We start from the raw sequence: 24,443 nt of genomic DNA, 5'->3' as shown, positions 1-24,443 counted from the left end.
TTTGTAAAAAACTGTTATAAAAAAACAGCTTGTCACACCGTTTTTGTAGGATTCTGCGACAGCTTACGTGTTGGTGATCAACCCATCGGCACGTATCATCCTTGGCAAACTCCCCCAGATTAGGTCGCTATGTCTTTGATAGTGCTATTGCTTCTGCCGTTCCTGGGCAGTTGCCTGGCGGCCGTACTGCCGCACAATGCCCGAAACGCCGAGTCCATTCTTGCGGGACTCGTAGCCCTGGTCGGCACCGTCCAGGTGGCATTGATGTACCCGCAGATTGCCGATGGCGGCGTAATCCGCGAGGAGTTCCTCTGGCTGCCCAGCCTCGGCCTGAACCTGGTCTTGCGCATGGACGGCTTCGCTTGGCTGTTCTCGCTGCTGGTGCTGGGTATCGGCACCTTGGTGTCGCTGTACGCCCGCTACTACATGTCGCCGCAAGACCCGGTCCCGCGCTTTTTCGCGTTCTTCCTGGCATTCATGGGGGCGATGCTGGGCCTGGTGATCTCCGGCAACCTGATCCAGTTGGTATTTTTCTGGGAACTGACCAGCCTGTTCTCGTTCCTGTTGATCGGCTACTGGCACCACCGCGCCGATGCCCGCCGCGGCGCCTACATGGCGCTGATGGTCACCGGCGCCGGCGGCCTGTGCCTGCTGGTGGGCGCGTTGCTGCTCGGCCACGTGGTCGGCAGCTATGACCTGGACAAGGTCCTGGCGTCCGGTGAGGCGGTTCGTCAGCACGCGCTGTACCCGGTACTGCTGCCCTTGATCCTGATCGGCGCGCTAAGCAAGAGCGCGCAGTTCCCCTTCCAGTTCTGGCTGCCACACGCGATGGCGGCGCCGACACCGGTATCGGCCTATTTGCACTCGGCGACCATGGTCAAGGCCGGGGTGTTTCTCCTGGCCAGGCTCTGGCCGACCTTGTCCGGCAGCGAGGAGTGGTTCTGGATCGTCGGCGGTGCCGGCGCCATCACCCTGTTGCTGGGCGCGTTTGCCGCGATGTTCCAGAACGACCTGAAAGGCCTGCTGGCGTACTCGACCATCAGCCACCTCGGCCTGATTACCTTGCTGCTTGGCCTCAACAGCCCACTGGCGGCAGTCGCCGCAGTGTTCCATATCCTCAACCATGCAACGTTCAAAGCGTCGCTGTTCATGGCTGCAGGGATCATCGACCACGAGAGCGGTACCCGCGACATTCGCCGCCTCAGCGGGCTGATCCGGCTGGTCCCCTACACGGCGACCCTGGCCATGGTCGCCAGCGCCTCGATGGCCGGTGTACCGCTGATGAACGGCTTCCTGTCCAAGGAGATGTTCTTCGCTGAAACGGTGTTCATCACCTCCACAGCCTGGGTTGAAGCCGCCCTGCCGGTAATTGCCACCCTGGCCGGCACCTTCAGCGTGGCGTATGCCTTGCGCTTCACCGTCGATGTGTTCTTCGGCCCCACCGCCCAGGATCTGCCACACACACCGCACGAACCCCCACGCTGGATGCGCGCGCCGGTTGAACTGCTGGTATTGACCTGCCTGGTGGTGGGAATCTTCCCCGCGCAGTCGGTCGGCCCGCTGCTGGCCGCTGCGGCCTTGCCCGTGGTCGGCGGGACCCTGCCCGAGTACAGCCTGGCGATCTGGCATGGCTGGAATGCACCCTTGATCATGAGCCTGGTGGCCATGTGCGGCGGCGTGGTGCTTTACCTGCTGCTGCGCAAGCAATTGCGCATGGGCCGCTTCCCCTACCCGCCACTGATCGAGCGCTTCAACGGCAAGCGCCTGTTCGAGCATGGTCTGGTGCGCTTGATGCTGATGGCCCGCCGCATCGAATCCATACTGACCACCCGGCGCCTGCAGAAGCAGCTGTTCATGCTGGTGCTGGCGGCGTTCATTGCCGGCCTCACGCCCTTGCTGTACAGCGGCCTGAGCTGGGGTGATCGACCCAAGATCCCCGGCTCCGGGGTGTTCGTCGCGCTCTGGTTGATCGCCATTGCCTGCGCCATCGGCGCTGCCTGGCAGGCCAAGTACCATCGTCTGGCGGCATTGATCATGGTCAGCGTCTGCGGCCTGATGACCTGCATTACCTTCGTCTGGTTCTCGGCCCCCGACCTGGCCCTGACCCAACTGGCTGTGGAAGTGGTCACCACCGTGCTGATCCTGCTCGGCCTGCGCTGGCTGCCGCGGCGAATCGAAGGCGTCTCGCCGCTGCCCGGCAGTCTCGAGCGGGCTCGCTTGCGGCGTCTGCGCGACTTGCTCCTGGCGGCCCTGGTCGGCGGCGGCATGGCCTTGCTGTCGTACGCCATGCTGACCCGTCCCACGCCCAACGACATCTCCTCGTTCTACCTCAGCCGGGCACTGCCCCAAGGCGGCGGGACCAATGTGGTCAATGTGATGCTGGTGGACTTCCGTGGCTTCGATACCTTGGGCGAGATCACCGTGTTGGTCGCCGTGGCCTTGACCGTGTTTGCCCTGCTGCGCCGCTTCCGCCCTCCGAAAGAGAGCATGCAGCTGCCCGCCCAGCAACGCCAGCTGGCACCCGACGTGGTCACTGACCTGATCAACCCAAGGCATGCCACCGATACCGCACTGGGCTTCATGATGGTCCCGGCGGCGCTGGTACGCCTGCTGCTGCCGATCGCCCTGCTGGTGTCGATGTACCTGTTCATGCGCGGTCACAACCAGCCGGGCGGCGGTTTCGTCGCAGGCCTGGTGATGTCGGTGGCGTTCATTCTGCAGTACATGGTCGCCGGCACGCAGTGGGTCGAGGCGCAAATGAGCCTGCGTCCCCTGCGCTGGATGGGCACCGGCCTGCTCTGCGCCACCCTCACCGGCGCCGGGGCGATGCTGCTCGGCTACCCGTTCCTGACCACCCATACCGCCCACCTGCACCTGCCGCTGCTGGGTGACGTGCATGTGGCCAGCGCGCTGTTCTTCGACATCGGCGTGTACACCGTGGTGGTCGGTTCGACCCTGCTGATCCTCACGGCGCTGGCGCACCAGTCGGTGCGTGCCTATCGTCCCGGCACGCCACAGCGGACCAGCCCACCTAAATCCCGCCAGACAGGAGCCGCCTGATGGAAGAAGTCATTGCAGTCGCCATCGGCGTCCTGGCCGCCTCCGGGGTCTGGCTGATCCTGCGTCCACGTACCTATCAGGTAATCATGGGCCTGTGCCTGCTGTCCTACGGTGTCAACCTGTTCATCTTCAGCATGGGCAGCCTGTTCATCGGCAAGGAGCCGATCATCAAGAACGGTGTCACCCAAGACCTGCTGCACTACACCGATCCCCTGCCGCAGGCCCTGGTACTGACCGCAATCGTCATCAGCTTTGCCATGACCGCGCTGTTTCTGGTGGTCATGCTGGCCTCTCGCGGGCTGACAGGCACCGACCACGTCGATGGCCGGGAGCGTGACGAATGAGCTGGATGAATCAACTGATCATTGCCCCGATCCTGCTGCCGTTGCTGACCGCCTCGGTGATGCTCCTGCTGGGCGAAAAGCGCCGGCGCATCAAGGGCCAGCTGAATCTGCTGTCGAGCATTGCCGGCCTGGCGATTGCCGTGGTTCTGCTGACCTGGGTACGGACCCAGGGCCAAGCCGAGTCCATTGGTGTGTACCTGCCCGGCAACTGGCCGGCGCCGTTCGGCATCGTGCTGGTGGTCGACCACTTGTCGGCGCTGATGCTGACCCTCACCGGCGTGATTGGCGTCTGCGCCCTGCTGTTTGCCCGTGCTCGCTGGGATGGTGCCGGCGCCAGCTTCCACGCCTTGTTCCAGATCCAGCTGATGGGCTTGTACGGCGCCTTCCTGACCGCCGACCTGTTCAACCTGTTCGTGTTCTTCGAAGTATTGCTGGCGGCCTCTTACGGCCTGCTGCTGCACGGTTCAGGACGGGCACGGGTCAAGGCTGGGCTGCATTACATCGCCATCAACCTGTTTGCCTCGTCGCTGTTCCTGGTAGGTGCCGCGATGCTCTACGGTGTCACCGGTACGCTGAACATGGCCGATCTGGCCCTGAAGGTCCCGCTGGTACCTGAAGCCGACCGCGGCCTGCTCCACGCGGGCGCCGCGATTTTGGCCATCGCCTTCCTGGCCAAGGCCGGTATCTGGCCACTGAACTTCTGGCTGGTGCCGGCCTACGCCTCAGCCAGTGCACCGGTGGCCGCGTTGTTCGCCATCATGACCAAGGTTGGCCTGTATGCCGTGTTGCGCCTGTGGACGCTGCTGTTTTCCGGGCAGGCCGGCGCATCGGCGCATTTTGGCGGAGAGTGGCTGGTGTATGGCGGGCTGGCGACCCTGGCAGTGGCCGCTGTGGCGATTCTTGCCGCTCAGCGCCTGGAGCGGATGGCGGCACTGAGCATCCTGGTTTCAGCCGGCACGTTGATGGCGGCAGTCGGTTTCGGCCAGCCGATCCTCACCGGCAGTGCGCTGTTCTACCTGGTCAGCTCGACCCTGGCGCTGTGCGCGTTGTTCCTTCTGGCGGAACTGGTCGAGCGCTCACGTTCGGCCAATGAGGCCCCTCTGGATGACGATGAAGGCATGCCCTCACCGCTGGAGTCGCTGCATCCGCCCAAGGGCATCAACCTCGATGACGAACAAAAAGCAGTGATCGGCCAGATCATTCCTTGGACCATGGCGTTCCTTGGCTTGAGCTTCATTGCCTGCGCCCTGCTGATCATCGGCATGCCGCCCCTGTCCGGATTCATCGGCAAACTGAGCCTGATCAGCGCCCTGTTCAACCCGCTCGGCCTGGGCAATACCCCGGAGCAACCGCTGTCTGCCGCTGGCTGGGGCCTGGTGGCGCTGCTGATCCTCTCGGGCATGGCCTCGCTGATCGCCTTCGGCCGCGTCGGTATCCAGCGTTTCTGGAAGCCAGAAGAGCGCCCGTCGCCACTGTTGCGTCGCTATGAATGCCTGCCCATCGTGATCCTGCTGGGCTTGTGCATCATCCTCAGCTTCAGGGCCGAGCCGCTGCTGCGCTACACCCAGGACGCCGCGGCCAGCCTGCAGGCGCCTGAAGCCTATATCGAAGCGGTGATGGCCACACGGCCTGTGCCAGGTCCGACTACCTTTGACGTGCAGGTGCAGCCATGAACCGATTCTTGCCTGCCCCGCTACTGTCGCTGGCGCTGTTCGTTCTGTGGCTGCTGCTGAACCTGTCGGTCAGCCCCGGCAACCTGCTGCTGGGAGCGCTGCTGGGCATCCTCGCGCCGATCCTGATGGCACCGTTGCGCCCGCAGCACGCTCACGTGCGCCGGCCTTGGGTGATTGCCAAGCTGATTGGCCGGGTGGGCGTTGATGTGATCAGCTCCAACCTGCAGGTAGCGGCTAGCGTATTGCGCGCCGGACGCCGGCCGCCGCAGTCTGCCTTCGTGCATATTCCGCTGGCCTTGCGCGACGCCCACGGCCTGGCCGCGCTGTCCATGATCACCACAGTGGTGCCTGGCACGGTCTGGTCGGAGCTGGCGCTGGACCGTAGCGTACTGCTTCTGCATGTGTTCGATCTGCAAGACGAAGCGCTGTTCATCGAGCACTTCAAAAACACCTACGAACGCCCGCTGATGGAGATTTTCGAATGACTGGCCTGCTCGCCAACGCCATTCTCGCCAGCCTGTTCATCTTCACCATCGCCATGGCCCTGGCGCTGGTCAGGCTGTTTCGCGGCCCGTCTGCACAGGACCGGGTCCTGGCTCTGGACTACCTGTATATCCTGGCCATGTTGATGATGCTGGTACTGGGGATCCGCTATGCCAGTGATACCTACTTTGAAGGCGCACTGTTGATTGCCCTGTTCGGCTTTGTCGGCTCGTTTGCCCTGGCCAAATTCCTCCTGCGCGGTGAGGTGATCGAATGACCGAAGCCCTTGAACTACCGCTCTGGCTTGAGCTGATCACTGCAGGCCTGCTGCTGACTGCCAGCCTGTTCGCCCTGATCGGCGCCATCGGCCTGGTGCGGCTGAAGGACTATTTCCAACGCATGCATCCACCGGCACTGGCCTCGACCATCGGTGCATGGTGCGTCAGCCTGGCGTCGATCCTGTATTTTTCCTGGCTCAAGCAAGGGCCGATCCTGCATGCCTGGCTGATCCCGATCCTGCTCTCGATCACCGTGCCGGTGACCACCCTGCTACTGGCCAGGGCCGCGCTGTTTCGCAAGCGCGCCGCCGGCCAGAAGGTACCTGAAGAGGTTAGCAGTGGCGGTGATCGTGGTAACTGAGTGACCGCGAGCGTACTCAGCCGGCGCTAGGCGCCTGGCTCAGGCGCTCCAACTCGCGCCGCACCATCGCAGCGTACTCGGCCGGACTCAGTCGATAGAGCTCGCCCGCCACCCAGGCCAGCCAGCCATTGCCCAATGCCTCGCGTCGAGCCAACAACAGCTCGGCCTGGGCAACAGCCTCGGCTTGATAGCGCCGGTGAAACTGCGCCCGCCCCAGGGCGGGCGGGAGGTCAGGCGTCATTCACTGGCCTTGAAGGTGGTGAGCTCACCTTTACGCCACTTGGCCACCTTGCCGGTCACCGCCTTGAGCAGCTTGCCCAAGCCTTCCTGCACTTGCTCCTGGGCGGCGAACACCAGCATCACGCCTTGCCCATTACGGAACACGATCCCCTCACCTTCGGGCACCGCGACAAAGGCGTAATCGCCCATGCCGTAGACATTCAACTTGATCTCGCGAAAACGCAGTTCAAGCTTACCCCCTTCGCGACTGGGTAGTACCGCGGCGCGAAAGTGATCGCCAACCTTGAGTTCCAGGCGCTGTTTATCATCGACCACCAACGCACTGTCAGTGTCGATTTCTGCCATGTACAGGCCTTCAGGGCTTTGCTCGGTCACATAGACAAAACGCCCGTGAAACAGCTTGGCCAACTTGCCACGCAAATCGCCCAGGGCAAACAACGCATGAGTATCCAGAGTACTGACTGCCAATGAAGAGTTCCTCAAACCGGTTACAGGCGCCCACATCCGGTGTCCGGAGGGCGCGGTCATTTCAAGTCGATGTCTGAAAGACTAATAAAGTAGTGCACGAAATGCCTGTACAGAGTGCCGACACCGCAGGCGGGAATCATGACCCGGGCGTGCCAGCCAAATCCACAAGACTGATTTCGGCAGTTTTCCCTCGTGGGAAGCGTAATTTCTGACAACAGCGATGCCAGTAAAGATGCAATAGATAGCAACAGGCCCCTGGCATCATGGGCCGTCGCTAATCATCAGCGCATTACAGGGGGAAATATGCACGAAAACACTGAAATCCGTCGAGTGCCGAAAAGCTTTTCTTGCATCAATAACGGCATTAACAGTTCGCGTTTCGTCGTTGTCCCTGCAGGTACCGCATTTTTTCACGTGACCGATACCCTCACCGGCAGGGTCAAGGGCTTCAGATGCCGCCTGCCACATTCGGCGGCCAGAGCCCAATGAGTCAGGCCGCTTTGCCCCTGGCCAACTGCGCCACCCAGGCCGCCTGGCATTCGATGGCTTCGCCACGGCTGGCGAAGGCTGTCCCACGGCGCTCACCATTGACCAGCACCACCCAACAGATCCGCTTGCCCATGGCTTGCAAGGCAGCAGGCACGCCGGAGCCAATCATCACCGCCACATCGACCTGACTTTTCACCCTTACCTCCAGCACTTAATTAGCAGCCTAACGATTTAGCTGATGATACGCCCCCCGCTTCGTCCGAAAAAGCGCAGCCCGGTACAGCTGTGTTGCGCCGATGGCAACAAACGCCAGCCAATGCCCCAGGCGGAGAAAACGCAAAAAGCCCCAGGGATTGCTCCGTGGGGCCTTGCGGGGTGCGACCGATCAGATCTGGCGCTGGTGGCGGCCGATCTGCTCGTGGCGTTCCTGGGCTTCGATGCAGTACTTGGTGGTCGGGCTGATCAGCAGGCGCTGCAGGCCGATAGCCTCGCCGCTGTCTTCGCACCAGCCAAAGCTATCGTCGCTGATCCGGCCCAGGGCCATCTCCAGCTGAGGCAGCAAGCGCTGGTCGCGCTCGATACCGTTGACCAGCCAGTGACGCTCTTCCTCGACCGATGCCACATCAGCTGGGTCCGAAGGGGTGTCCAGGCTCTCAATGGTAATGCGGCTCTGCTCGATGCGCTCGTGGGTATCTACCTTCATCGCTTGCAACAGCTGGGTGAAGAACTCCAGCTGATCAGCGTTCATGTAGTCATCGGCCGACATGGCCAGCAACTGTTCCTTGGTCATCGATTTCTCTATGAAAAAATGTGCATTTGGGCGATTCAGGTGTCGCCGACGCCTTGGCGTCGGCAACGGAATTCTTCAAGCGCCAACCGGCACTCTTTACAGGGGGCGGCAGTCTAAGGCGCCACGTCGCATGGGGCAACAGGGATTACCGCGCAATTGTCTGAAATCATGTGGAATCCGCCAATCGGCCTGCTTCGGCCGCAGCGCAAGTGTTGGGTGCAGTCCAGTGCCTGCCTGAGGTTCAGGCCAATTCGGCTGGTAAAGGGGGCTGCCCTGTACCACCGCCGCACCCGCGGGGTGGCATCCTGATAACGCTGGCCCGCCGTGGCTGAATGGCTTGATGAGCGTTTTCTGCCGATGGAACGTAACGTCATGACCCTACTCCGACGCCTGCCTCGCAGTGCCCACCTGCCGTGCGCTGTCGCCACACGTTTTCAGTCACGCCCCGGCCTTTTCGAGACGGCCGCGCAGATGCTCGCCAGTCAGTGGCAGGCCCGTGGTCTGGACCCCACGCTGAACCCGCTGGAGCTGCTGCTGGTCAGTGTCGGCCAATACCCGCAACTGACTTATAGGCGACCGCTGCATCAAGCCGTGATCGAGCGCTTCTGCCTGCGCGACACGCTCAACCTGACGCCAGATGAAGATTATCTCTGTCATGACACAGCCACAGACCCTGCTCAGGCGCTCGACGTCGATCTGCACGAGATCGAGCAACTGCTCAACGCGTGTGGTCCGTTGCTGATCGAACACCACCAGGCGGCAATCGTCGACTTCTGGAGCAGTGCCGATCCGCAGGGGCAGACACCCTGGCAGTGGTATGCCGCTTATCTGCAGGATGAGTTGGCCCGCACGCTCAAGGATAACCGTGAGACCAGTAACTTGCCGGCAACGGCGCTGGCGCTGGCAACACAGGTCCATCAACACCCTGGCCTGCTCCCCGACAAAAGCGGCGTCGCCGTGAACCTACTCGAGGTGGACTTCTCTGCCGGATTCCAGCTGGACTCCAACCTCGCCAGCGCCTTGCTCGTCGAGCACCCTGGCGAAGGGCACAGCCGCGAACTGGTGCTGTTCACAGCGATTGGCAGATTGCTGGCCTATCGATCACGTCCCGACCTGTTCGCAGCCATCGCTGGGCACTGGCCAGCGCGGCTGTCCGCGTTTGCCCCCAGCGTGCAGATCACGCCCCCACGCCGGCCGATCTTCGAGGGCCAGGCACTGGGCCTGCTCACTCAGCAACTGAAGGTGATCAACGCAGCCAGCAGCACGTATCTAGGGGCAGACCGTGCGCAAGAGTTGGCCGATAGCATGGATGGCCTGAGCGGCATGGCACAGATGTGCAGCGTCAGCGAAATCGATCACCAAGCCGCGTTGTTCGCGCACCTGCCGTCCTGGATCCTCAACGGCGAGCCGCACAGCCTCAAGGCCTACAGCGCACTGCTGACAGATGTCGCCGAGGGTTACGGCGATGCCAGCGGCCGCACCTGGCTGGACGGCGTGGCTGATGCCCAGGCATTCGCCCTGGAGCGCCTGAGTAGCTTGGTGCAGGCCCGTCGCCCCGGTTCGACGCTAGCGCTGCAAGCAATACGGGTGGTCAACGATCAGACCGTTGCCAGCGCCGTCCCTGCCTTGGGTACGCCGTTCATCGATGGCAGCATACATCGGGTCGAGTTCACCCTTGCGGAGTTGGCGATTGGCAATCTCGGCCTGCTCAGGCCTGGTCGAGTCAGCATCAAGGCGCACGATGGCGAAGCCGTGCCGGCATGGTTTGACGAGGCCGCCTTGCGCGAGCTGATCAGCGCGGCCGATATCGGCATGAGCTATCCGCAGCACCTGCGCGAAGAATTGCTGGACGACCCCGACAAACGCCGTGTGCGCATCGATCTGTTGGCGGCCCAATTGAGTAACCAGCTACCGGCCCAGGCAATGACCGCGCATCTGCGCGATGGTCAAATCAGCCTCGTGGGCGTTGCGGCGGTGGCGGCGGTATTCAACCGCAGCGACTGCGAATCTCCCAGTGCCTGGTCCCTGCGTCCGTTGGGGCTGCTGCGCAGCATGGACGCCGCTGCGGATCATCCACTCAATGCGTGGTTGATCGAAGCCACGCCCACGGTCTCGCCACGGTGCCTGCTGTACCGGCCGCTGCATGCCGAGCCGCTACTGGAGTTCAGCGACCGGCTCGAGTTGCTGGTGGCCATCGGTACCCCAGGCGAACTGCAGAAAGACCTGTTACAACGGCTGCCTGAAGAAGATCGCAAGGTATACGCCCACGGCGGCTTTCAGGAGCCCCACCTGGTCTATCCAGTGGAAGATGACTGGGCCGTCCCCTTCAGCCGCCCCGCCCCCGCCACACTGTCACGCGAAGAGCCGATCCTCGATCCCGGCAAGCGCGTCTACGAGGCCTGCGTTGAAGAGACCCTGGAGAACTTTCTCGCTCACTCGAGCAGCACCGCACAGACCCGTTGGGCACGCTGGCGCGAGCTCGGCTGGCTGCTGCTCAACAGCGTGTTGCCCATCATGGACGGCCCCTTTGCCACGGCTGCCTGGCTGGTGCAAGCAGAGAGCGCCTTGCTGCACTTGGTCAATGACACCGACAGCAGCCAAGACCGCACCGGTGACTGGATAGAGCTGTTGATCAATGTCGCATTCCTGGTCTTTGGCCATGCAAGCCGCCGACTTGAAATCGAGCACCCGCAGCCCCCCACAGTGCCGCTGCTCCATGTCGACCCCCCGCTGCCCGCCCCCGCCATCGTGCTGACGCCCGAGGTACCCGAGCCTCTCGATTTCGCCTGGGCCAAGGCCGACCTCACGCTCGACCAGGCCCATCTCGATGCGCTGACGGCGCTGCAGGCCGAGCTGCCGCTGTCGACACTGCGGGCTCCGATCCCCTCCGGCCCGATGGCTGGACTGTACCTGCACGACGCGCGCCTGTGGGTAATCCTCCAAGGTAAGCTCTACGGCGTCAGCGTGGACCCGGAGCGCGGCCAGCTGCGTATCACTGGCGAGTCGCCTGGCGCGCCCGCTGGCCCGTGGCTACGCCGGGATGAAGCAGGACGCTGGCAGCTCGACCTGAAGCTGCGACTGAACGGCGGCATGCCGCTGGGCAACCGCCTGGCCAAGCAGAAACAGCTCAATGAACAGGCAGTCGAGGCGTTGGACGCGTCCTTGGCCGAGGATGCGACCCATGCCAGACGCGAACAGGACTACCTGCGCAAAGCGGCTCTGGTAGCCGCCAAGACCCATGAATCCAAGGTGCTCCAGCCCTATATCGAAAAACAGCAGGCATTTTCGGCATTCTGGAAGGATCACCTACAGCGCCTGAAGGACCGCAATGAAAGCATCCCGATCAGGGAATACAAGCTTTTGCGCGCGAGTGCGCTGGTCCAGCGCCTGCAATGCGAACAGTCGGTCAAGGCGACACTGATGCGGCTCTACACGCCAGAGCGGTCACAGTTGCGCGAAGTCATCCAGCGGCAGCTGACAGGTTACGAGTTGACCCCTGCCGATGAGCGGATCATCAACGAGCGTATCGAACGGGTGCTCCATCTGATTGAACAGTTGATCGCCAATGCCGAAGTGATGACCGCCGAGCATCAACAGCTGGTGCGACTAAGCAGCCGCGCCCAACCTCGCATCCAGGCCATGCTCGAGCAGGCCGTGGAGCTGATGGGAGTGACCGCCAGCCCGCAACACTGGCGGTTCATCCGCATGGAGTGTTGCACCAATCGGCTGATGATGATCGGCGCACTGGATGGCGAGGGTGAGTTCTGGCTGGAGCGCGGCTGGGACAATATCCAGGTCAGCGTCGGTCAACGCTTGCAATTGGCCGAGTTGAACAGCGCCACTGACGAGCTGAAACGACGCCTGCTGGAGACCATCAACCAGCACTTGGGCGCCGCCGCACGGCAAGTGCGCAATCTTCAGCAGCGGCCGATGGCCGACGCAGCGAAGCTGGCGCTGGCACAATTGATTGAAGACCTGACAGCCTTGCAAACCGACGTGCGCAGTGAACTCGCGGAATACCCCGACTATCCGCCCAGCAGTTCGGTGCCGCAACTGAGCCGACAGCTGCCTGGGCTGATCGAAACCCAGGACCACGGCCTGCTGCTAGGGCAGCCTCGCGCAAATGACGCGAACCTCGTCGACATACCGGGGCCCGACCCTAGCGTGGCGTCCCTGACCTACAAACTCGAAGACGCCCACTGGGTACGGCTCGAGCAGCCTAGCGCGCGACCGCCGACCCCAGCCAGCACGCCTAAAAAGCTCAAGACCCTGCTGCAGGAAAGCCGCGCCCGGATGGACATCTCACGCGTGGAACTGGGCAAGCTGCACACCCGCAGCGCGGTTAACTACCTGCCAGTCGAAATCGAGGAAATCGTCATTCATCAGCGTGACCTGCTCGACGCCCAGCGCAACGCCATCGAGGCACAGCTGACACGCGACAATCAGACCGACGAAGCCCTGGCCAACGACGACTCCGCGTTGGTCATCAAGGCGCTCGAGGACTTGTCTTTGGAACTGACCAAGCAGGCGCCGACGCTACGGACCCAGGCTGCCTTGCAGCAAAAGCCGAGAATCGCAGAGCTGGAATTCCTGCTGGAGCAGGGCCAAGTGCGGATCCGTGCCGAGGGTAGCCGGCGACTGCTGGCCAGGATCAAAGGACGACCGGCCGACTATCTCGATGAATATGCCATCAGCCATAACGACCGTGTCATCTGGTACGCGCACTTTCACTACCCGAGCCTGGCCGCAGAAAACAACGCCTTTACCGCTGGCCACCTGAAGACCGCCAGCCAACGCTACGCCCAGGGCAAAAGTGTTGCCGACCCGGCCACCGGACAGCTCAGCGAGGTCTACCGTAGCCCGATCACCCTGGCCGCGGCACAGCGTTTGTTTTTCCCAAGCTGATACGCAGCGGCGCTGGGACCCAGCGCCGCTTAACCTCAGCGGTCCTTGAACTGCGCTTCGCGCTTGGCGACAAAGGCGGCCATGCCCTCTTTCTGATCTTCAGTGGCAAATGCCGCGTGGAACACGCGACGCTCGAAGCGCACGCCTTCACTGAGGGTCACCTCAAAAGCACGGTTGACGCTCTCCTTGACCATCATGCTGATCGGGATCGACTTGCTGGCGATGGTGGCAGCCACCTTCAATGCCTCTTCGAGCAATTCGGCCTGCGGCACCACGCGCGCTACTAGGCCTGCACGCTCGGCCTCCTCGGCGCCCATCAAACGGCCAGTCAGGCACAGCTCCATGGCCTTGGCCTTGCCCACTGCACGGGTCAGGCGCTGGGTGCCACCCATGCCCGGCAGCACACCAAGATTGACCTCAGGCTGGCCGAATTTGGCATTGTCGCCGGCCAGGATGAAGTCGCACATCATCGCCAATTCGCAGCCGCCGCCCAAAGCAAAACCGGCCACCGCAGCGATGATCGGTTTGCGCCGGTTGGCGATGCGATCGGCATCACTGAACAGGTCATCGACGTAGATTTGCGGGTACTGCAAGTCGGCCATTTCCTTGATGTCGGCGCCAGCGGCGAAGGCCTTGGCGGAGCCGGTCAGTACCACGCAACCGATGTTCGGGTCTTTTTCCAGTTGGTCCAGCGCCTGATTGATCTCGCCGACGATCTGCGCATTCAGCGCGTTCAGCGCCTGGGGGCGGTTCAGGGTAATCAGGCCGACCTTGCCGTGGATGTCCAACAGGATGGTTTCGAACGCCATTGGGGCTGCTCCTTCAAAGATTGCGCGCAATGACCATGCGCTGAATATCGCTGGTGCCTTCGTAAATCTGGCAGACCCGCACATCGCGGTAGATGCGCTCCAGCGGGAAGTCGCTCAGATAGCCATAACCACCGAGCGTCTGCAAGGCATCCGAACAGACCTTTTCGGCCATTTCCGAGGCAAACAGCTTGGCCATCGACGCCTCGACCAGCGCCGGGCGCCCAGCATCACGCAACGCCGCGGCATGCAGGACCATCTGCCGGGCCACAGCGATTCGCGTGGCCATGTCGGCCAGGCGGAACGCCACCGCCTGATGCTCGATCAGGGCCTTGCCGAAACTCTGCCGCTCACGGGCGTAGTCGCGGGCCACTTCAAAGGCAGCGCGGGCCATGCCCACCGACTGCGACGCGATGCCGATGCGCCCACCCTCCAGGTTGGCCAGGGCGATCTTGTAACCCTCGCCCTCCTCACCCAGGCGGTTGGCAACCGGCACGCGGACATCATCGAAGACGATCTGACAGGTGTCGGACGCGTGCTGCCCGAGTTTGTCCTCGACCCGTGCGACCTGGTAGCCAGGCGAGTCGGTAGGCACGATAAAAGCACTGATGCCGCGCTTGCCGGCCTGTGGATCGGTCACCGCGAAGACGATCACCACCCCGGCGTTTTGCCCGGAGGTAATGAACTGCTTGCTGCCATTGAGCACGTAGTGGTCGCCGTCCAGCCGCGCACGGGTCTTCAGGCTGCTGGCGTCGGAGCCGGCCTGAGGCTCGGTGAGGGCGAACGCACCCAACATCGCGCCGCTGGCCAGTGGCGCGAGAAACTGCTGCTTCTGCTGCTCGCTGCCGAACTTGAGGATGGGTACGCAGCCGACCGAATTGTGCACACTCATGATGGTCGAGCAGGCACCGTCGCCGGCGGCGATTTCTTCAAGGGCCATGGCGTAGGCGACATAGCCCGTGTCGCTGCCGCCCCACTGCTCCGGCACCAGCATGCCGAACAGCCCCAGCGCAGCCATCTCTTCGACGGCCTCACGGGGGAAGCGGTGCTCGCGGTCCCATTGCTCGGCAAACGGCCTCAGGCGCTCCTGGGCAAAATCGCGTACGGCGTCGGCAATCTGTTGTTGCTCGTCAGTCACCAGCATGGTTCACCTCAATACAGGCATTCAACCGCCATCGCCGTGGCCTCGCCACCGCCGATGCAGATGGCTGCCACGCCGCGGCGCAGGTTGTTTTGGCGCAGCGCCGAGAGCAGGGTCACCAGGATGCGTGCGCCGGACGCGCCGATCGGGTGGCCAAGGGCGCAGGCGCCGCCGTGGATGTTGACCTTGTCGTGGGGCAGGTCAAGTTGCTGCATGGCGGCCAGGGTGACCACGGCAAAGGCCTCGTTGATCTCGAACAAGTCGACCTCGGCCAGGTTCCAGCCCGTGCGCTTGAGCAGCGCGTGGATCGCGCCGATCGGTGCGGTCGGGAACAGCGCCGGAGTGTCGGCAAAAGCTGCGTGACCATGGATCACCGCCAGTGGCTTGAGGCCGCGTTGTTCGGCAAGCGAACGGCGCATCAGCACCAGCGCCGCCGCGCCGTCGGAAATGGAGCTGGCATTGGCAGCAGTAACGGTACCGCCCTCACGGAACGCTGGGCGCAGCTGGGGAATCTTGTCCAGGCGGGCCTTGGGCGGTTGTTCGTCATCGCTGACCAGCCGGGTCTGCCTGCCTTCGCTGACCTCCACCGGGACGATCTCGGCAGCGAAGCGGCCCTGGCTGATCGCCTCCTGGGCGCGGGTCAGCGAGGCGATGGCAAAGGCGTCCTGTGCTTCACGGGTGAAGCCGCCGGCCTGGGCGCAGTCTTCGGCAAAGGTGCCCATCAGGCGCCCCTTGTCGTAGGCGTCTTCCAGGCCATCCATGAACATGTGGTCGATGATCTTGCCGTGCCCCATGCGGTAACCCGCGCGGGCCTTGTCCAGCAGGTAGGGGGCGTTGCTCATGCTTTCCATCCCCCCTGCCACCACCACCTCGGCGCTGCCGGCCAACAGCAGGTCATGGGCCATGATCGCGGCCTGCATGCCCGAACCGCACATCTTGTTCAGGGTGGTGCAGGTCGTGCCTTTATCGAGACCAGCGCCCAGCGCTGCCTGACGCGCCGGTGCCTGGCCAAGGCCCGCCGGCAGCACACAGCCGAACAGCACCTGCTCGACACTGCCGGCGTCGATGGCCGCGCGCTCGACTGCGGCGCGAATCGCGACAGCGCCCAGTTGCGGCGCGGTGAGGCTCTTGAGGTCGCCCTGCAGGCCGCCCATGGGCGTGCGTACAGCGCTGACGATGACAATCGGATCGGTGGCGAGGGTCATGTAGTGATACTCCTTACTTGGCAGCCATGCGCAGCGCACCGTCGAGGCGGATAACCTCACCGTTGAGCATGCTGTTCTCGATAATGTGCCGCGCCAGCGCCGCGTACTCCTGCGCACGGCCCAGGCGCGGTGGGAACGGCACGCCGGCAGCCAGCGAGTCGCGCACTTCATCGCTCATGCCGGCCATCATTGGCGTTTCGAAGATACCTGGAGCAATGGTCATCACCCGGATGCCAAAGCGCGCCAGCTCGCGAGCGGCCGGCAGGGTCAGGCTGGCGATGGCGCCCTTGGAGGCAGCGTAGGCCGCCTGGCCGATCTGCCCATCGTAGGCGGCAATCGAGGCCGTGTTGATGATCACGCCACGCTCACCGCCTTCGCCCGCGTCGCCTTCGGCAATGGCGGCAGCGGCCAGGCGCAACAGGTTGAAGCTGCCGATCAGGTTGACGTTGATCACCTTGGCGAAGCTGTCCAGGCCATGCGGCCCTTGCTTGCCGAGAATTTTCTCGGCACCGACGATACCGGCGCAGTTGACCAGACCGTGGACGCTGCCAAACGCCTCGACGCTAGCCGCCACGGCAGCCTGGGCAGCCTGTTCGTCGCTGATGTCGGCCACCGCAAAGCGCGCCTGATCGCCCAGTTGCCGGGCTTTTTCCGCCACAGCCTCGCCATTGAGGTCTACCAGCATCACTCGCGCCCCAGCCTCGACCAGCATCTGCGCGGTGGCAGCGCCCAGGCCAGAAGCCGCGCCGCTGACGATGAAATGTTTATTGGCTATGTGCATGATGAGATTCCCTCAGGCGCTGGCGCGGGAGGCCAGCGCGTCTTGTTGTCTGGCGATTTCCTGATTGCGCAGGATGAAGCGTTGCAGCTTGCCGCTCGGGGTCTTCGGCAGCTCGCTGAGGAATTCGATTTCGCGCGGATAGGCATGGGCATAAAGCCGTTTGCGCACGTGCTGGCGCAGGGTTTCCTCAAGCTCCGGGCTGCCTTGCACGCCCTTGGCGAGCACCACGAAGGCCTTGATCAGCTCGGTGCGCTCCGGGTCTGGCTTGCCGATCACCGCCGCCTCGATCACCGTCGGATGCTCGATCAACGCGCTTTCCACATCGAACGGACCGACTCGGTAGCCGGAGGTGGTGATGACATCGTCGCTGCGGCCGACAAAGCTGATGCTGCCATCGTCGTTGAGTTCGACGGTGTCGCCACTGAGGTAGTACTTGCCCACGAAGCCCTTGGTCGGCAAGCCGTGATAACCACCGAACCAGCACAGCGGCGACTGCTCGCGGTCCACCGCAAGAATGCCGGGTTGCCCGGCAGGCAGCTCGACGCCCTGTTCATCGAGCACGACGATGCGGTGCCCAGGGATGGCGAAACCTGCCGAGCCCAGCCGCACCGGGTGTACCAGGCCATGGTGATTGCACAGGACCATGCCCAGCTCGGTCTGGCCATAGTGATCATGGATGGTCACCCCAAGCGCGTCGGCGAACCAGCGGATCACCTCCGGGTTGAGCGGCTCGCCAGCGCTGCTGACCACGCGCAGGTAGCCCTTGATCGGCGCCGAGAAGTCACTGCCAACGGCGATCAACAGGCGATACGCGGTGGGCGAGCCAGCAAGGTTGCTGATGCGGTGGCGAGCAATGATCCGGGCGCAGCTGTCGACGCTGAACGGGCCATCGTAGAACAGCGTGGCGTGGCCCAGCGACAACGGCCCAGTGACCGCGTAATACAGGCCATAGGCCCAGCCGGGATCAGCCAGGTTCCAGAAATTGTCGTCTGCGCGCAGCTCGATCGCGTCGCGCATGTAGCCTTGGAAGGCGACGATCGCGCGCAGCGGCACTTCCAGCGGCTTGGCCGGCCCGGTAGTGCCCGAGGTGAACATCAGCAGGAAAGGATCATCGCCCGTGCGCAGCACCGGCGCACATTCAGGCTCGGCGCAGGCCAGCGCCTGATGAAAGTCCAACTCGCCTTCAGCGGCGCCTACCGTAACCAAGGTCGGGCAGCCCAGCACATCGTCAAGCTTGGGCCGATTGTGGCGATCACTGACCACCACCCGGGCCTGCGACTGCTGCAGGCGATGCTCGATGGCCTTGGGGCCGAATGCGGTGAACAGTGGCTGGTAGACCGCACCCAGGCGCCAGGTGGCGAGGATGGTCACCAGCAGTTCGACAGTGCGCGGCAGCAGCCCGGCGACCCGATCACCCGGACCAACGCCCTGGGCCTTGAGCACATTGGCAAAGCGCGCCGCCATGTCCTGCAACTGCTCGAAGCTGTAGCGAGCGCCATTGCCGTCGCGGTCCTCGCAGATGAGCGCGATGCGCTGGCCACCGACATGCCGGTCACAGCACTCGACACAGGCATTGAGGGCCTGTAGATCGCCCTGCAGCGCCGCAGCGGCGGCCTGGGCATGATTGAACGACCTCGCGGCCTCGGCGTAATCGCGCATCGTCAGACTCCTGGTTTCTTATTGTTGGAGTGCACCTTTGGTCTGACGATGTTCGCGCCGCAGCCCCCGCTCGACAATGGTCAAAGCTGTCAATCTGGATGACCGGTTTGGCCGCTGCCTGTTACTGCCCTGCGGGCGTTTGCGCGTGTATGGCCTCCTCGGTCAGCGCCATGGTCACGGTATGCATGGCGGACTCGCGTTCGACGCGCAAGGATTCCCAGGCCCGAGTGAACGCCTGACTGGTGAGCGTCGCCTGCTCTTGGTCGAGCTGGCTGCCACGTTGGGCGAAGGTATCCTCGATGTGGGTAAAAGCCGCGCCGTGCCGTTCCCGCAGGTAGGCCTGCCAGAAATCCTGCTGACTCAGGCTATCGATCAGGGCGTCGGAGCTTTCCGCCGCGCGTACCACTAGACGGGCTACCTGCAGTTGGGTCTGGGTGACGTTGGCCACCGTCTCGTAGCGCATGGCGCGCGGCTGGAACGGCAAATCCAGGGTTTGCCTGAGGTGGACGCGATAGTACAGGCTGACCTCGACTTCATCGACGCCGCGGCCTTCGGCTAGCCGCTGCGCGATGTCCTGGCGTACAACCTGCCGCAAGCGCTCCAGGCGAAACAGCTGTCGTCCAAGGCGGAGCAAATCGGCCTCGCGCTCGTGGAGGGCACCTCGGGCATTGGCCTTAGCCACCTCGACCTGCACCTGCAAGTCGCTGAACAGATCAGCGAAACTGTCTTCGCACGTGCGCGGCAGGTTGGCACGGGTAAAGATCAACTCGCGAAGTTCGGCATTGACGCTGAGGGCATCGAGTAACACCCATACCCGCTCCGCCAGGTAATCACGTGCGCTTTCAAAGTCTGCGGTACGCTCCAGGTTACCCAACAGATCGAACAAGCCGCTGCTGTCTGGCATCGCCAACAAGGTATCCCACTGCTGGCCGCGCGCTTCGCGTTCAGATAACGGCGACAAGTCCATCCACAACGTCCGCGTCGTGGCAGGATCGGAGCCACCTTCAGCGCCCTCAAGGCCGTGATCCGAGTGCGGGTCCGGAGCCCGCAAGCGGTCCACTTCCGCCTCGGGAATAGCGTTATGATCGAGCAAGAAGGCGTTGCGATAACTCAGTGGCATTGCCACTGTTTCAGCCGGCACGCTGGTGATCAAGTTGTCTCGCAGGTCGGCGTATTCAAGCATGCCGCATACTTCCAACCCCGCCGGCCAGGCCCGCAACCGACATTGACGTAAACGAAGCTCGGTCAAGCGTGGCAGCAGATTGAAGCGCAGCGTCAGGCTCCCCAGCGGGTTGTAGCTCATGTCCAGATAGCTCAGCTGTGGCAAGTCGGCCAGGATCGCCACGGCGCGGGCATCCATGCGCAGGTTGTTGTGGGCAAGCCGGAGTACACGCAACTCAGTCAGCCAGGCGATACCCTCCGGCAGCTGCATCAACTGATTGCCATTGAGGTTCAACCGCTGCAAGCCGCTGAAGCCCGCCAGAAAACCCGTCGGCACCGCGTCCAGTTGCAGGGAAGCCATCACCAATACCCTGACATGGCTGAGATCGGTCCCCTCAGGTAAATCAGGCATTGTTCGTACTGGCAACCCACTGAGGTCAAGCCGCACACCATCAACCTGACCATCGCCAGCGTATGCCGGCTCCCCCTGCAGACGCCATACCCGGCGCAAGCGGTCGCCAATCTGGCGGCGAAAGGCCTGTCTTGAGACGCTAAGCTCGGCACTCTCCCAACGATTCAGTGCCTGATCAAGCCGAGCATAGTGCTCTTCCTGCTCAAGCAGTAGCTCAAAGGGCGAGCCAGGGCGTCGCAGCAAAACCTCCAGCTGCTCGTCCAGACGCTGTTCATCAAGCCCCCAATAAAGGCTGCGCAGGCGTTCGCGGAGCATCTGACGCGTGCCCCCGCGCCCGTGGGCACGGCCGCTGAGCATGTAACCAACGCGCCCATCAGGCAGCCGAGTGCCCGGGTTGAAAGCGCTTGGCGCCTCCCGCCAGCCCAGCAGTTGCAAAGTCTGCAAACGGCGCTGGGGCACGCGTTGCTGCAGCTTGGCGCGCAACCGCACGGCGCTGTCATTTCCGGCAATTTCCAGCTTTGCGCGTTGCTCGGATGACAACGACGCCGCAACTGCCTGGAAGATATCCGCAGGTTCGGCGACCTCGACACTGGCCGGGCGGCCATTCGCGTCATACAGGCTGAATCGCCCTTGTCGATAGACCAGCACGATACGCTCGGCGGCTTTCCCCTGAGGATCGAGCACCGCCAGCAAGCGCCCACCTACCGTGCCTTCGCGCAACTCGAGGTTGACCGCCCGTGGCCAGTTGTCCAGGCGCCTCAGCAGGGCGAACACCAGTTCGCCCGTTTCATTGCTATAAGCACTGTGCAGATACAGCCCTTCCATACCCCGCGACAGCCGTGCCTGTTGCAACAAGGCCCGCGCCCGCAGTCCCTGCTGCAGAGGCACACGCGCTTCGACGTCAGCCAGGCTACGCTGCACCTGGCTTACCTCTGCCAGCAACTGCTGAACATAGAGCGGCGGCAGCCCCGGATAGTCCTGCTGAATCAGGCTGACCAAGTGATCCTGGCTCATCGGCACCTGCGTCAGATGCTCGAGCAGGCCCGCCCGCAACAGCGGTGCCTGCTCGAGCACTCGTTCGCGCTGCAGGTCGACGGGTAGCTCGGCGATAACCGCTTGCGCCCGGCACCACTGCTCCAACGGTGCATCATCACTAACCACCGCGCCCTGTTTCAGACGCTGGAAAAACGCGTCGATACGGGCATCGGCCTCGAAGCGCGAAAGCGTGTCACGCAGATTGAAGGGTATCGGGCGTCCCTCCACGAGTACCGCACGCAAGGCGTCAAGATCGACGCCGGCCACCTGCAAGATTTGCGCAGCCCGGCGGCTGTCCAGCGGCACGGGTTCAGGCCACAGGGCTTGCAACATTTGCGCGCTGTCATCCCATTCCAGCGGACGTTCGCGCCGTAGCCGCCAACTGCGCTCGCCGTTGTGTTCGACGATGGGGCCATATGCCAGCTCGCGCTGGGGATGGCGCACACGCCAAGGGCCGTCTGGCTCCGGCCGATGCAACTCCAGATAGCCCGTTGCGTGGCGCATCCAGCGTCGTGGGCCAGCCCCGTACAGGCCATCCGCCTGCTGCGTGGCATCTTCCGGCGAAGACACGTAGACGCTCAAATCAGGCTGCCAGAGTCGCGTACCTTGTTCGCCCAAGCTGACCGGTTCAAGCTGGTCGACCAGTTGGCTACGGCTAAAGCCACGCGCCACGATCGTTGCACCACCGGCCACTGCAGCTGCTACCGCCAGCGTTTCCGCGACGCCGAGCATGTGCTCGAGGGCTTCATGCTGATGCCCGTGCGACCAGTCAGCAGCGCCCTCGTAGACCTGCGCCACGGTCTGCACGACCAGTTGCCCAAGGAGAATTTCTCCGACCACCGGGATGAACAAACCAGCCAGATTGAGCAGGCCGAGCCCTGCAGACTTCCACGTGTCGAGTCGGGCCCTGGAAGCGGCGCGCTCGAGCTCGGCAGTGGGCACCAGCAGCAGCCGTGCATCATCCTTGACCCGCTGAATCTGCTGGCTGACCAGGCCGGCGAAGACATCTTCCTCACCACTGGCGGCTTCCAGTTCGAGATCCGGCTGGTCATCCTTGAGTCGCAGGCCAAGCGTGTGGAGGAACTCGGGCCGCTCATCGAGGCTGATCAGTTGACTGAAATACTGCCGGTAGTCGTCCTTGCGCAGCGCTCGCAGCAGATGACTGGTCATGGCTGACCAGGAGTCGAAGCGGCGTAGCGCTCGCTGAGGGTCGCTGGGCAGATAGAGGATCACGCCCGGTTTGTCGTCTTGGCCGCCGCGCAGCTGGATCGTCATCGCATCGATCACGGCGCAGCCCAGTATCTGTAACCTGCCGGGATAGCCGCGCAACACGTGCTGACTGAGGTCAGCGCCGCCATGCGCCACCTCGCGCAAGGCAATCTGCTCATGGGCATTGAGCTCGCCCATCAATGCAGCGATTTCGGTAGCCAGTTTGAGGCCCGAACGTTTGTCCTCAATGAGGGCAGCTTGAGCAGCCGTGCCGAATACACTGTCCAGCAGGTGTTGGTACTGGCCGCCGACGTCCAGCTGGCGGCATTGCTTCAGCAGGTCGTCGAGATTCGGCGACAGTAGCCGTTCGCTGCCCCTGGCCACCAGGCCGCTGCCCTCGTAGAACGACGCCCCTTGCCGGAAGTTCTGCATCAGCCGCAATAGCGCAGGCTGGCGCCGCAGAATGATCTCATCACGCGGCAAGCCGATGCCGACCGGAACGCTGAAACGCCGATGCACCTCCAACCACTCGAGCTCATCGAATGTACCCGGCCCTGGCAGCACGCTGACCAGGTGCATTCTGGCGAACTGCTGCAGAGGGATCAGCTCGAGGGTCTGCACACGCAGGCGCTGCTGGGCAGCACGGTGCGCCTTGAAGCTTGCCCGCAAGGTATTGATCTGCGCTGGCGAGGCCTGCTTGAGCCAACTGGGCAAGTGGCTGGCGATGTGGTCATCGGTGGCGCTCGCAATCCGCTGTTCGATGGTTGGGAGCGAGGCGGCAACTGCTTGAGTCATGGGTGGGTACACCTTGGGCCGAGTTGAGACATCAACCCTCGGGCAAAACCCAGCATGCCTTAAGCAGGAAAACCCTCCTGAGCCAGTACTCGACGGCGCTCAGCCAGCGCCGGGCAGTTCAGTCATCAGCGTCCGGTAGTGGCCGGGGTTGCAGCCACACCATTTGCGAAATGCCTTGTAGAACGAGCTGCTGTCGGCAAAGCCGAGGCGCTCGGCGATCTCGACCAGGCTCAAGTGCTCCTCGGCCAGCCAGGCAATCGCCAGCTCGCGCCGCACGCTGTCCTTCAAGCCTTGGTAAGTCTGCCCTTCTTCTGCCAAGCGACGACGCAGGGTCGAGGGCGACAGGCACAGGCCTCGCGCCAGGCTGTCGGCGTCGGGCCACTGGGCGGGATCGAGCTGGCGCAGGTCGTGCCGCAGGCGCCGGGCCAGGCTTGCCGGGTCGCGGTACTTGACCAGGATGTTGCCCGGTGCTTCGGCGAGAAACCGCTGCAGCTCCTCGGGGCTGCGCTTGAGCGGCAGGTCGAGGCAATCGGCGGCGATGATCATGCGCGTGCGCGGCCGTTGGAACTGCAGGTTCTCGGAGAACATCACCCGATAGTCATCGCAGAACGGCGGCTCGGCGCAGCGCAGGTCAATGGCCACGATCGGGATGCGCCGACCAGCCAGCCAACAGGCCACTCCATGGACGATCATCCAGAAGGTGAAGTAGGTGAAGGCACGGCGCGGTGCGTCACGCGGTTCGCCGATGACGATCTCGGCCAGGCTCTGCTGACGGACAAGGCTCGGCTGCAGGTCTTCAAGCATCAGCGAGAGAAAGCCCAGCGCGGTATCCAGGCCGGCGCCCAGGGTTGGCTGGGTCATGCTCGCCCGACACATGAACGCCAGGCTGCCACTGCGCAGGCCGCGGGGGTCCATGGCGAAGAACTCGTCGTTGCAGCGCCGCGCCAGCACCCGCCAAAGTTGCGCATAGGCGCTGGCGCTGACGCGTGCGTCAGGCCGCTCGAGCTCGCCTGGATCGATCCCCGCCTGGGCCAGCAGCGCGGTGTCGGCCTGGCCCGCCGGGCAGGTCTGCAACAGCGCTTCGCGCACCAGTTGCATGGAGATGGTGTCTTTCTCGCTCATCAGCCGTCCAGGTTGCTCTATGCCGG

18 protein-coding genes are annotated in these 24,443 nt (G+C 63.4%); 7 read left to right on the top strand and 11 right to left on the bottom strand.

Features of this window, described 5'->3' with window-relative positions; all coding sequences use genetic code 11:
* Positions 1-129: 129 nt before the first annotated feature.
* From J3B00_RS11090 to J3B00_RS11065, 6 genes are read left to right on the top strand one after another with little or no spacing between them, the layout of a single operon-like run.
* Positions 130-3,060 carry a monovalent cation/H+ antiporter subunit A gene (locus J3B00_RS11090; RefSeq protein ID WP_209867561.1) on the top strand — a complete coding sequence of 977 codons (2,931 nt, stop codon included), beginning with the start codon at positions 130-132 and terminating at the stop codon, positions 3,058-3,060.
* The gene (locus tag J3B00_RS11085; RefSeq protein ID WP_209867560.1) at positions 3,060-3,404 is read left to right on the top strand and encodes a Na+/H+ antiporter subunit C; all 345 of its coding nucleotides are present in this window, start codon (positions 3,060-3,062) and stop codon (positions 3,402-3,404) included. The genes J3B00_RS11090 and J3B00_RS11085 overlap by 1 nt, the downstream gene beginning before the upstream one ends.
* Positions 3,401-5,077, top strand: coding sequence for a monovalent cation/H+ antiporter subunit D (locus J3B00_RS11080; RefSeq protein ID WP_209867559.1), 1,677 nt, complete (start codon positions 3,401-3,403; stop codon positions 5,075-5,077). The genes J3B00_RS11085 and J3B00_RS11080 overlap by 4 nt, the downstream gene beginning before the upstream one ends.
* The gene (locus J3B00_RS11075) at positions 5,074-5,562 is read left to right on the top strand and encodes a Na+/H+ antiporter subunit E (protein WP_209867558.1); all 489 of its coding nucleotides are present in this window, start codon (positions 5,074-5,076) and stop codon (positions 5,560-5,562) included. The genes J3B00_RS11080 and J3B00_RS11075 overlap by 4 nt, the downstream gene beginning before the upstream one ends.
* Positions 5,559-5,837, top strand: coding sequence for a K+/H+ antiporter subunit F (locus J3B00_RS11070; RefSeq protein ID WP_101318314.1), 279 nt, complete (start codon positions 5,559-5,561; stop codon positions 5,835-5,837). Before J3B00_RS11075 ends, J3B00_RS11070 begins: the two co-directional genes overlap by 4 nt.
* Positions 5,834-6,199, top strand: coding sequence for a Na+/H+ antiporter subunit G (locus J3B00_RS11065; protein ID WP_209867557.1), 366 nt, complete (start codon positions 5,834-5,836; stop codon positions 6,197-6,199). Before J3B00_RS11070 ends, J3B00_RS11065 begins: the two co-directional genes overlap by 4 nt.
* 16 nt (positions 6,200-6,215) lie before the next feature.
* On the opposite strand, the gene J3B00_RS11060 is transcribed toward J3B00_RS11065, so the two are convergent.
* The 4 genes from J3B00_RS11060 to J3B00_RS11045 all read right to left on the bottom strand — a co-directional run bounded on the left by J3B00_RS11060 (position 6,216) and on the right by J3B00_RS11045 (position 8,186).
* Entirely contained in the window at positions 6,216-6,440 is a 225-nt protein-coding gene (locus tag J3B00_RS11060; RefSeq protein ID WP_209867556.1) for a hypothetical protein, read from the bottom strand.
* On the bottom strand, positions 6,437-6,907 hold the full coding sequence (locus tag J3B00_RS11055) for a hypothetical protein (protein WP_209867555.1): 471 nt from the start codon (positions 6,905-6,907) through the stop codon (positions 6,437-6,439). The genes J3B00_RS11060 and J3B00_RS11055 overlap by 4 nt, the downstream gene beginning before the upstream one ends.
* Positions 6,908-7,397: 490 nt before the next feature.
* The gene (locus tag J3B00_RS11050; RefSeq protein WP_209867554.1) at positions 7,398-7,592 is read right to left on the bottom strand and encodes a hypothetical protein; all 195 of its coding nucleotides are present in this window, start codon (positions 7,590-7,592) and stop codon (positions 7,398-7,400) included.
* 189 nt (positions 7,593-7,781) lie between these two features.
* Entirely contained in the window at positions 7,782-8,186 is a 405-nt protein-coding gene (locus tag J3B00_RS11045) for a TraR/DksA family transcriptional regulator (protein ID WP_209867553.1), read from the bottom strand.
* A 372-nt stretch (positions 8,187-8,558) separates the two neighbouring features.
* On the opposite strand from J3B00_RS11045, the gene J3B00_RS11040 reads away from it, so the two are divergent.
* Entirely contained in the window at positions 8,559-13,091 is a 4,533-nt protein-coding gene (locus tag J3B00_RS11040; RefSeq protein ID WP_209867552.1) for a DUF6543 domain-containing protein, read from the top strand.
* Between the two features lie 35 nt (positions 13,092-13,126).
* On the opposite strand, the gene J3B00_RS11035 is transcribed toward J3B00_RS11040, so the two are convergent.
* The 7 genes from J3B00_RS11035 to J3B00_RS11005 all read right to left on the bottom strand — a co-directional run bounded on the left by J3B00_RS11035 (position 13,127) and on the right by J3B00_RS11005 (position 24,417).
* Entirely contained in the window at positions 13,127-13,900 is a 774-nt protein-coding gene (locus tag J3B00_RS11035; RefSeq protein ID WP_209867551.1) for an enoyl-CoA hydratase, read from the bottom strand.
* Positions 13,901-13,913: 13 nt separating this feature from the next.
* Complete coding sequence (locus J3B00_RS11030; protein ID WP_209867550.1) at positions 13,914-15,041, bottom strand: acyl-CoA dehydrogenase; 1,128 nt, start codon at positions 15,039-15,041, stop codon at positions 13,914-13,916.
* An 8-nt stretch (positions 15,042-15,049) separates the two neighbouring features.
* Positions 15,050-16,243: an acetyl-CoA C-acyltransferase gene (locus J3B00_RS11025; protein ID WP_209867549.1), complete on the bottom strand. Its 1,194-nt coding sequence runs from the start codon at positions 16,241-16,243 to the stop codon at positions 15,050-15,052.
* Positions 16,244-16,256: 13 nt separating this feature from the next.
* Entirely contained in the window at positions 16,257-17,024 is a 768-nt protein-coding gene (locus J3B00_RS11020) for an SDR family NAD(P)-dependent oxidoreductase (protein WP_209867548.1), read from the bottom strand.
* 12 nt (positions 17,025-17,036) lie between these two features.
* A complete protein-coding gene (locus J3B00_RS11015) occupies positions 17,037-18,683 on the bottom strand; it encodes an AMP-binding protein (RefSeq protein WP_209867547.1) in 1,647 nt (548 codons plus the stop codon).
* 121 nt (positions 18,684-18,804) lie between these two features.
* Positions 18,805-23,295 (bottom strand): NEL-type E3 ubiquitin ligase domain-containing protein, encoded by a 4,491-nt coding sequence (locus J3B00_RS11010; RefSeq protein ID WP_209867546.1) that lies wholly within the window; start codon positions 23,293-23,295, stop codon positions 18,805-18,807.
* 99 nt (positions 23,296-23,394) lie between these two features.
* Complete coding sequence (locus J3B00_RS11005) at positions 23,395-24,417, bottom strand: AraC family transcriptional regulator (RefSeq protein ID WP_209867545.1); 1,023 nt, start codon at positions 24,415-24,417, stop codon at positions 23,395-23,397.
* Positions 24,418-24,443 lie beyond the last annotated feature (26 nt).

The sequence above is a fragment of the Pseudomonas sp. BP8 genome, from assembly GCF_017875955.1.
Lineage (GTDB): Bacteria > Pseudomonadota > Gammaproteobacteria > Pseudomonadales > Pseudomonadaceae > Aquipseudomonas.
Note: the sequence above shows the minus strand (reverse complement) of the source record. Positions and strands in the feature narration are given on the sequence as shown.

Bases quoted from the DNA above. Each gene is read 5' to 3' on its own strand.
- J3B00_RS11080 (WP_209867559.1), top strand. From the start codon at position 3,401: ATGAGCTGGATGAATCAACTGATCATTGCCCCGATCCTGCTGCCGTTG.
- J3B00_RS11010 (WP_209867546.1), bottom strand. From the start codon at position 23,295: ATGACTCAAGCAGTTGCCGCCTCGCTCCCAACCATCGAACAGCGGATT.
- J3B00_RS11040 (WP_209867552.1), top strand. From the start codon at position 8,559: ATGACCCTACTCCGACGCCTGCCTCGCAGTGCCCACCTGCCGTGCGCT.
- J3B00_RS11090 (WP_209867561.1), top strand. From the start codon at position 130: ATGTCTTTGATAGTGCTATTGCTTCTGCCGTTCCTGGGCAGTTGCCTG.
- J3B00_RS11045 (WP_209867553.1), bottom strand. From the start codon at position 8,186: ATGACCAAGGAACAGTTGCTGGCCATGTCGGCCGATGACTACATGAAC.
- J3B00_RS11085 (WP_209867560.1), top strand. From the start codon at position 3,060: ATGGAAGAAGTCATTGCAGTCGCCATCGGCGTCCTGGCCGCCTCCGGG.
- J3B00_RS11020 (WP_209867548.1), bottom strand. From the start codon at position 17,024: ATGCACATAGCCAATAAACATTTCATCGTCAGCGGCGCGGCTTCTGGC.
- J3B00_RS11030 (WP_209867550.1), bottom strand. From the start codon at position 15,041: ATGCTGGTGACTGACGAGCAACAACAGATTGCCGACGCCGTACGCGAT.
- J3B00_RS11025 (WP_209867549.1), bottom strand. From the start codon at position 16,243: ATGACCCTCGCCACCGATCCGATTGTCATCGTCAGCGCTGTACGCACG.
- J3B00_RS11035 (WP_209867551.1), bottom strand. From the start codon at position 13,900: ATGGCGTTCGAAACCATCCTGTTGGACATCCACGGCAAGGTCGGCCTG.
- J3B00_RS11065 (WP_209867557.1), top strand. From the start codon at position 5,834: ATGACCGAAGCCCTTGAACTACCGCTCTGGCTTGAGCTGATCACTGCA.
- J3B00_RS11070 (WP_101318314.1), top strand. From the start codon at position 5,559: ATGACTGGCCTGCTCGCCAACGCCATTCTCGCCAGCCTGTTCATCTTC.
- J3B00_RS11005 (WP_209867545.1), bottom strand. From the start codon at position 24,417: ATGAGCGAGAAAGACACCATCTCCATGCAACTGGTGCGCGAAGCGCTG.
- J3B00_RS11015 (WP_209867547.1), bottom strand. From the start codon at position 18,683: ATGCGCGATTACGCCGAGGCCGCGAGGTCGTTCAATCATGCCCAGGCC.
- J3B00_RS11060 (WP_209867556.1), bottom strand. From the start codon at position 6,440: ATGACGCCTGACCTCCCGCCCGCCCTGGGGCGGGCGCAGTTTCACCGG.
- J3B00_RS11075 (WP_209867558.1), top strand. From the start codon at position 5,074: ATGAACCGATTCTTGCCTGCCCCGCTACTGTCGCTGGCGCTGTTCGTT.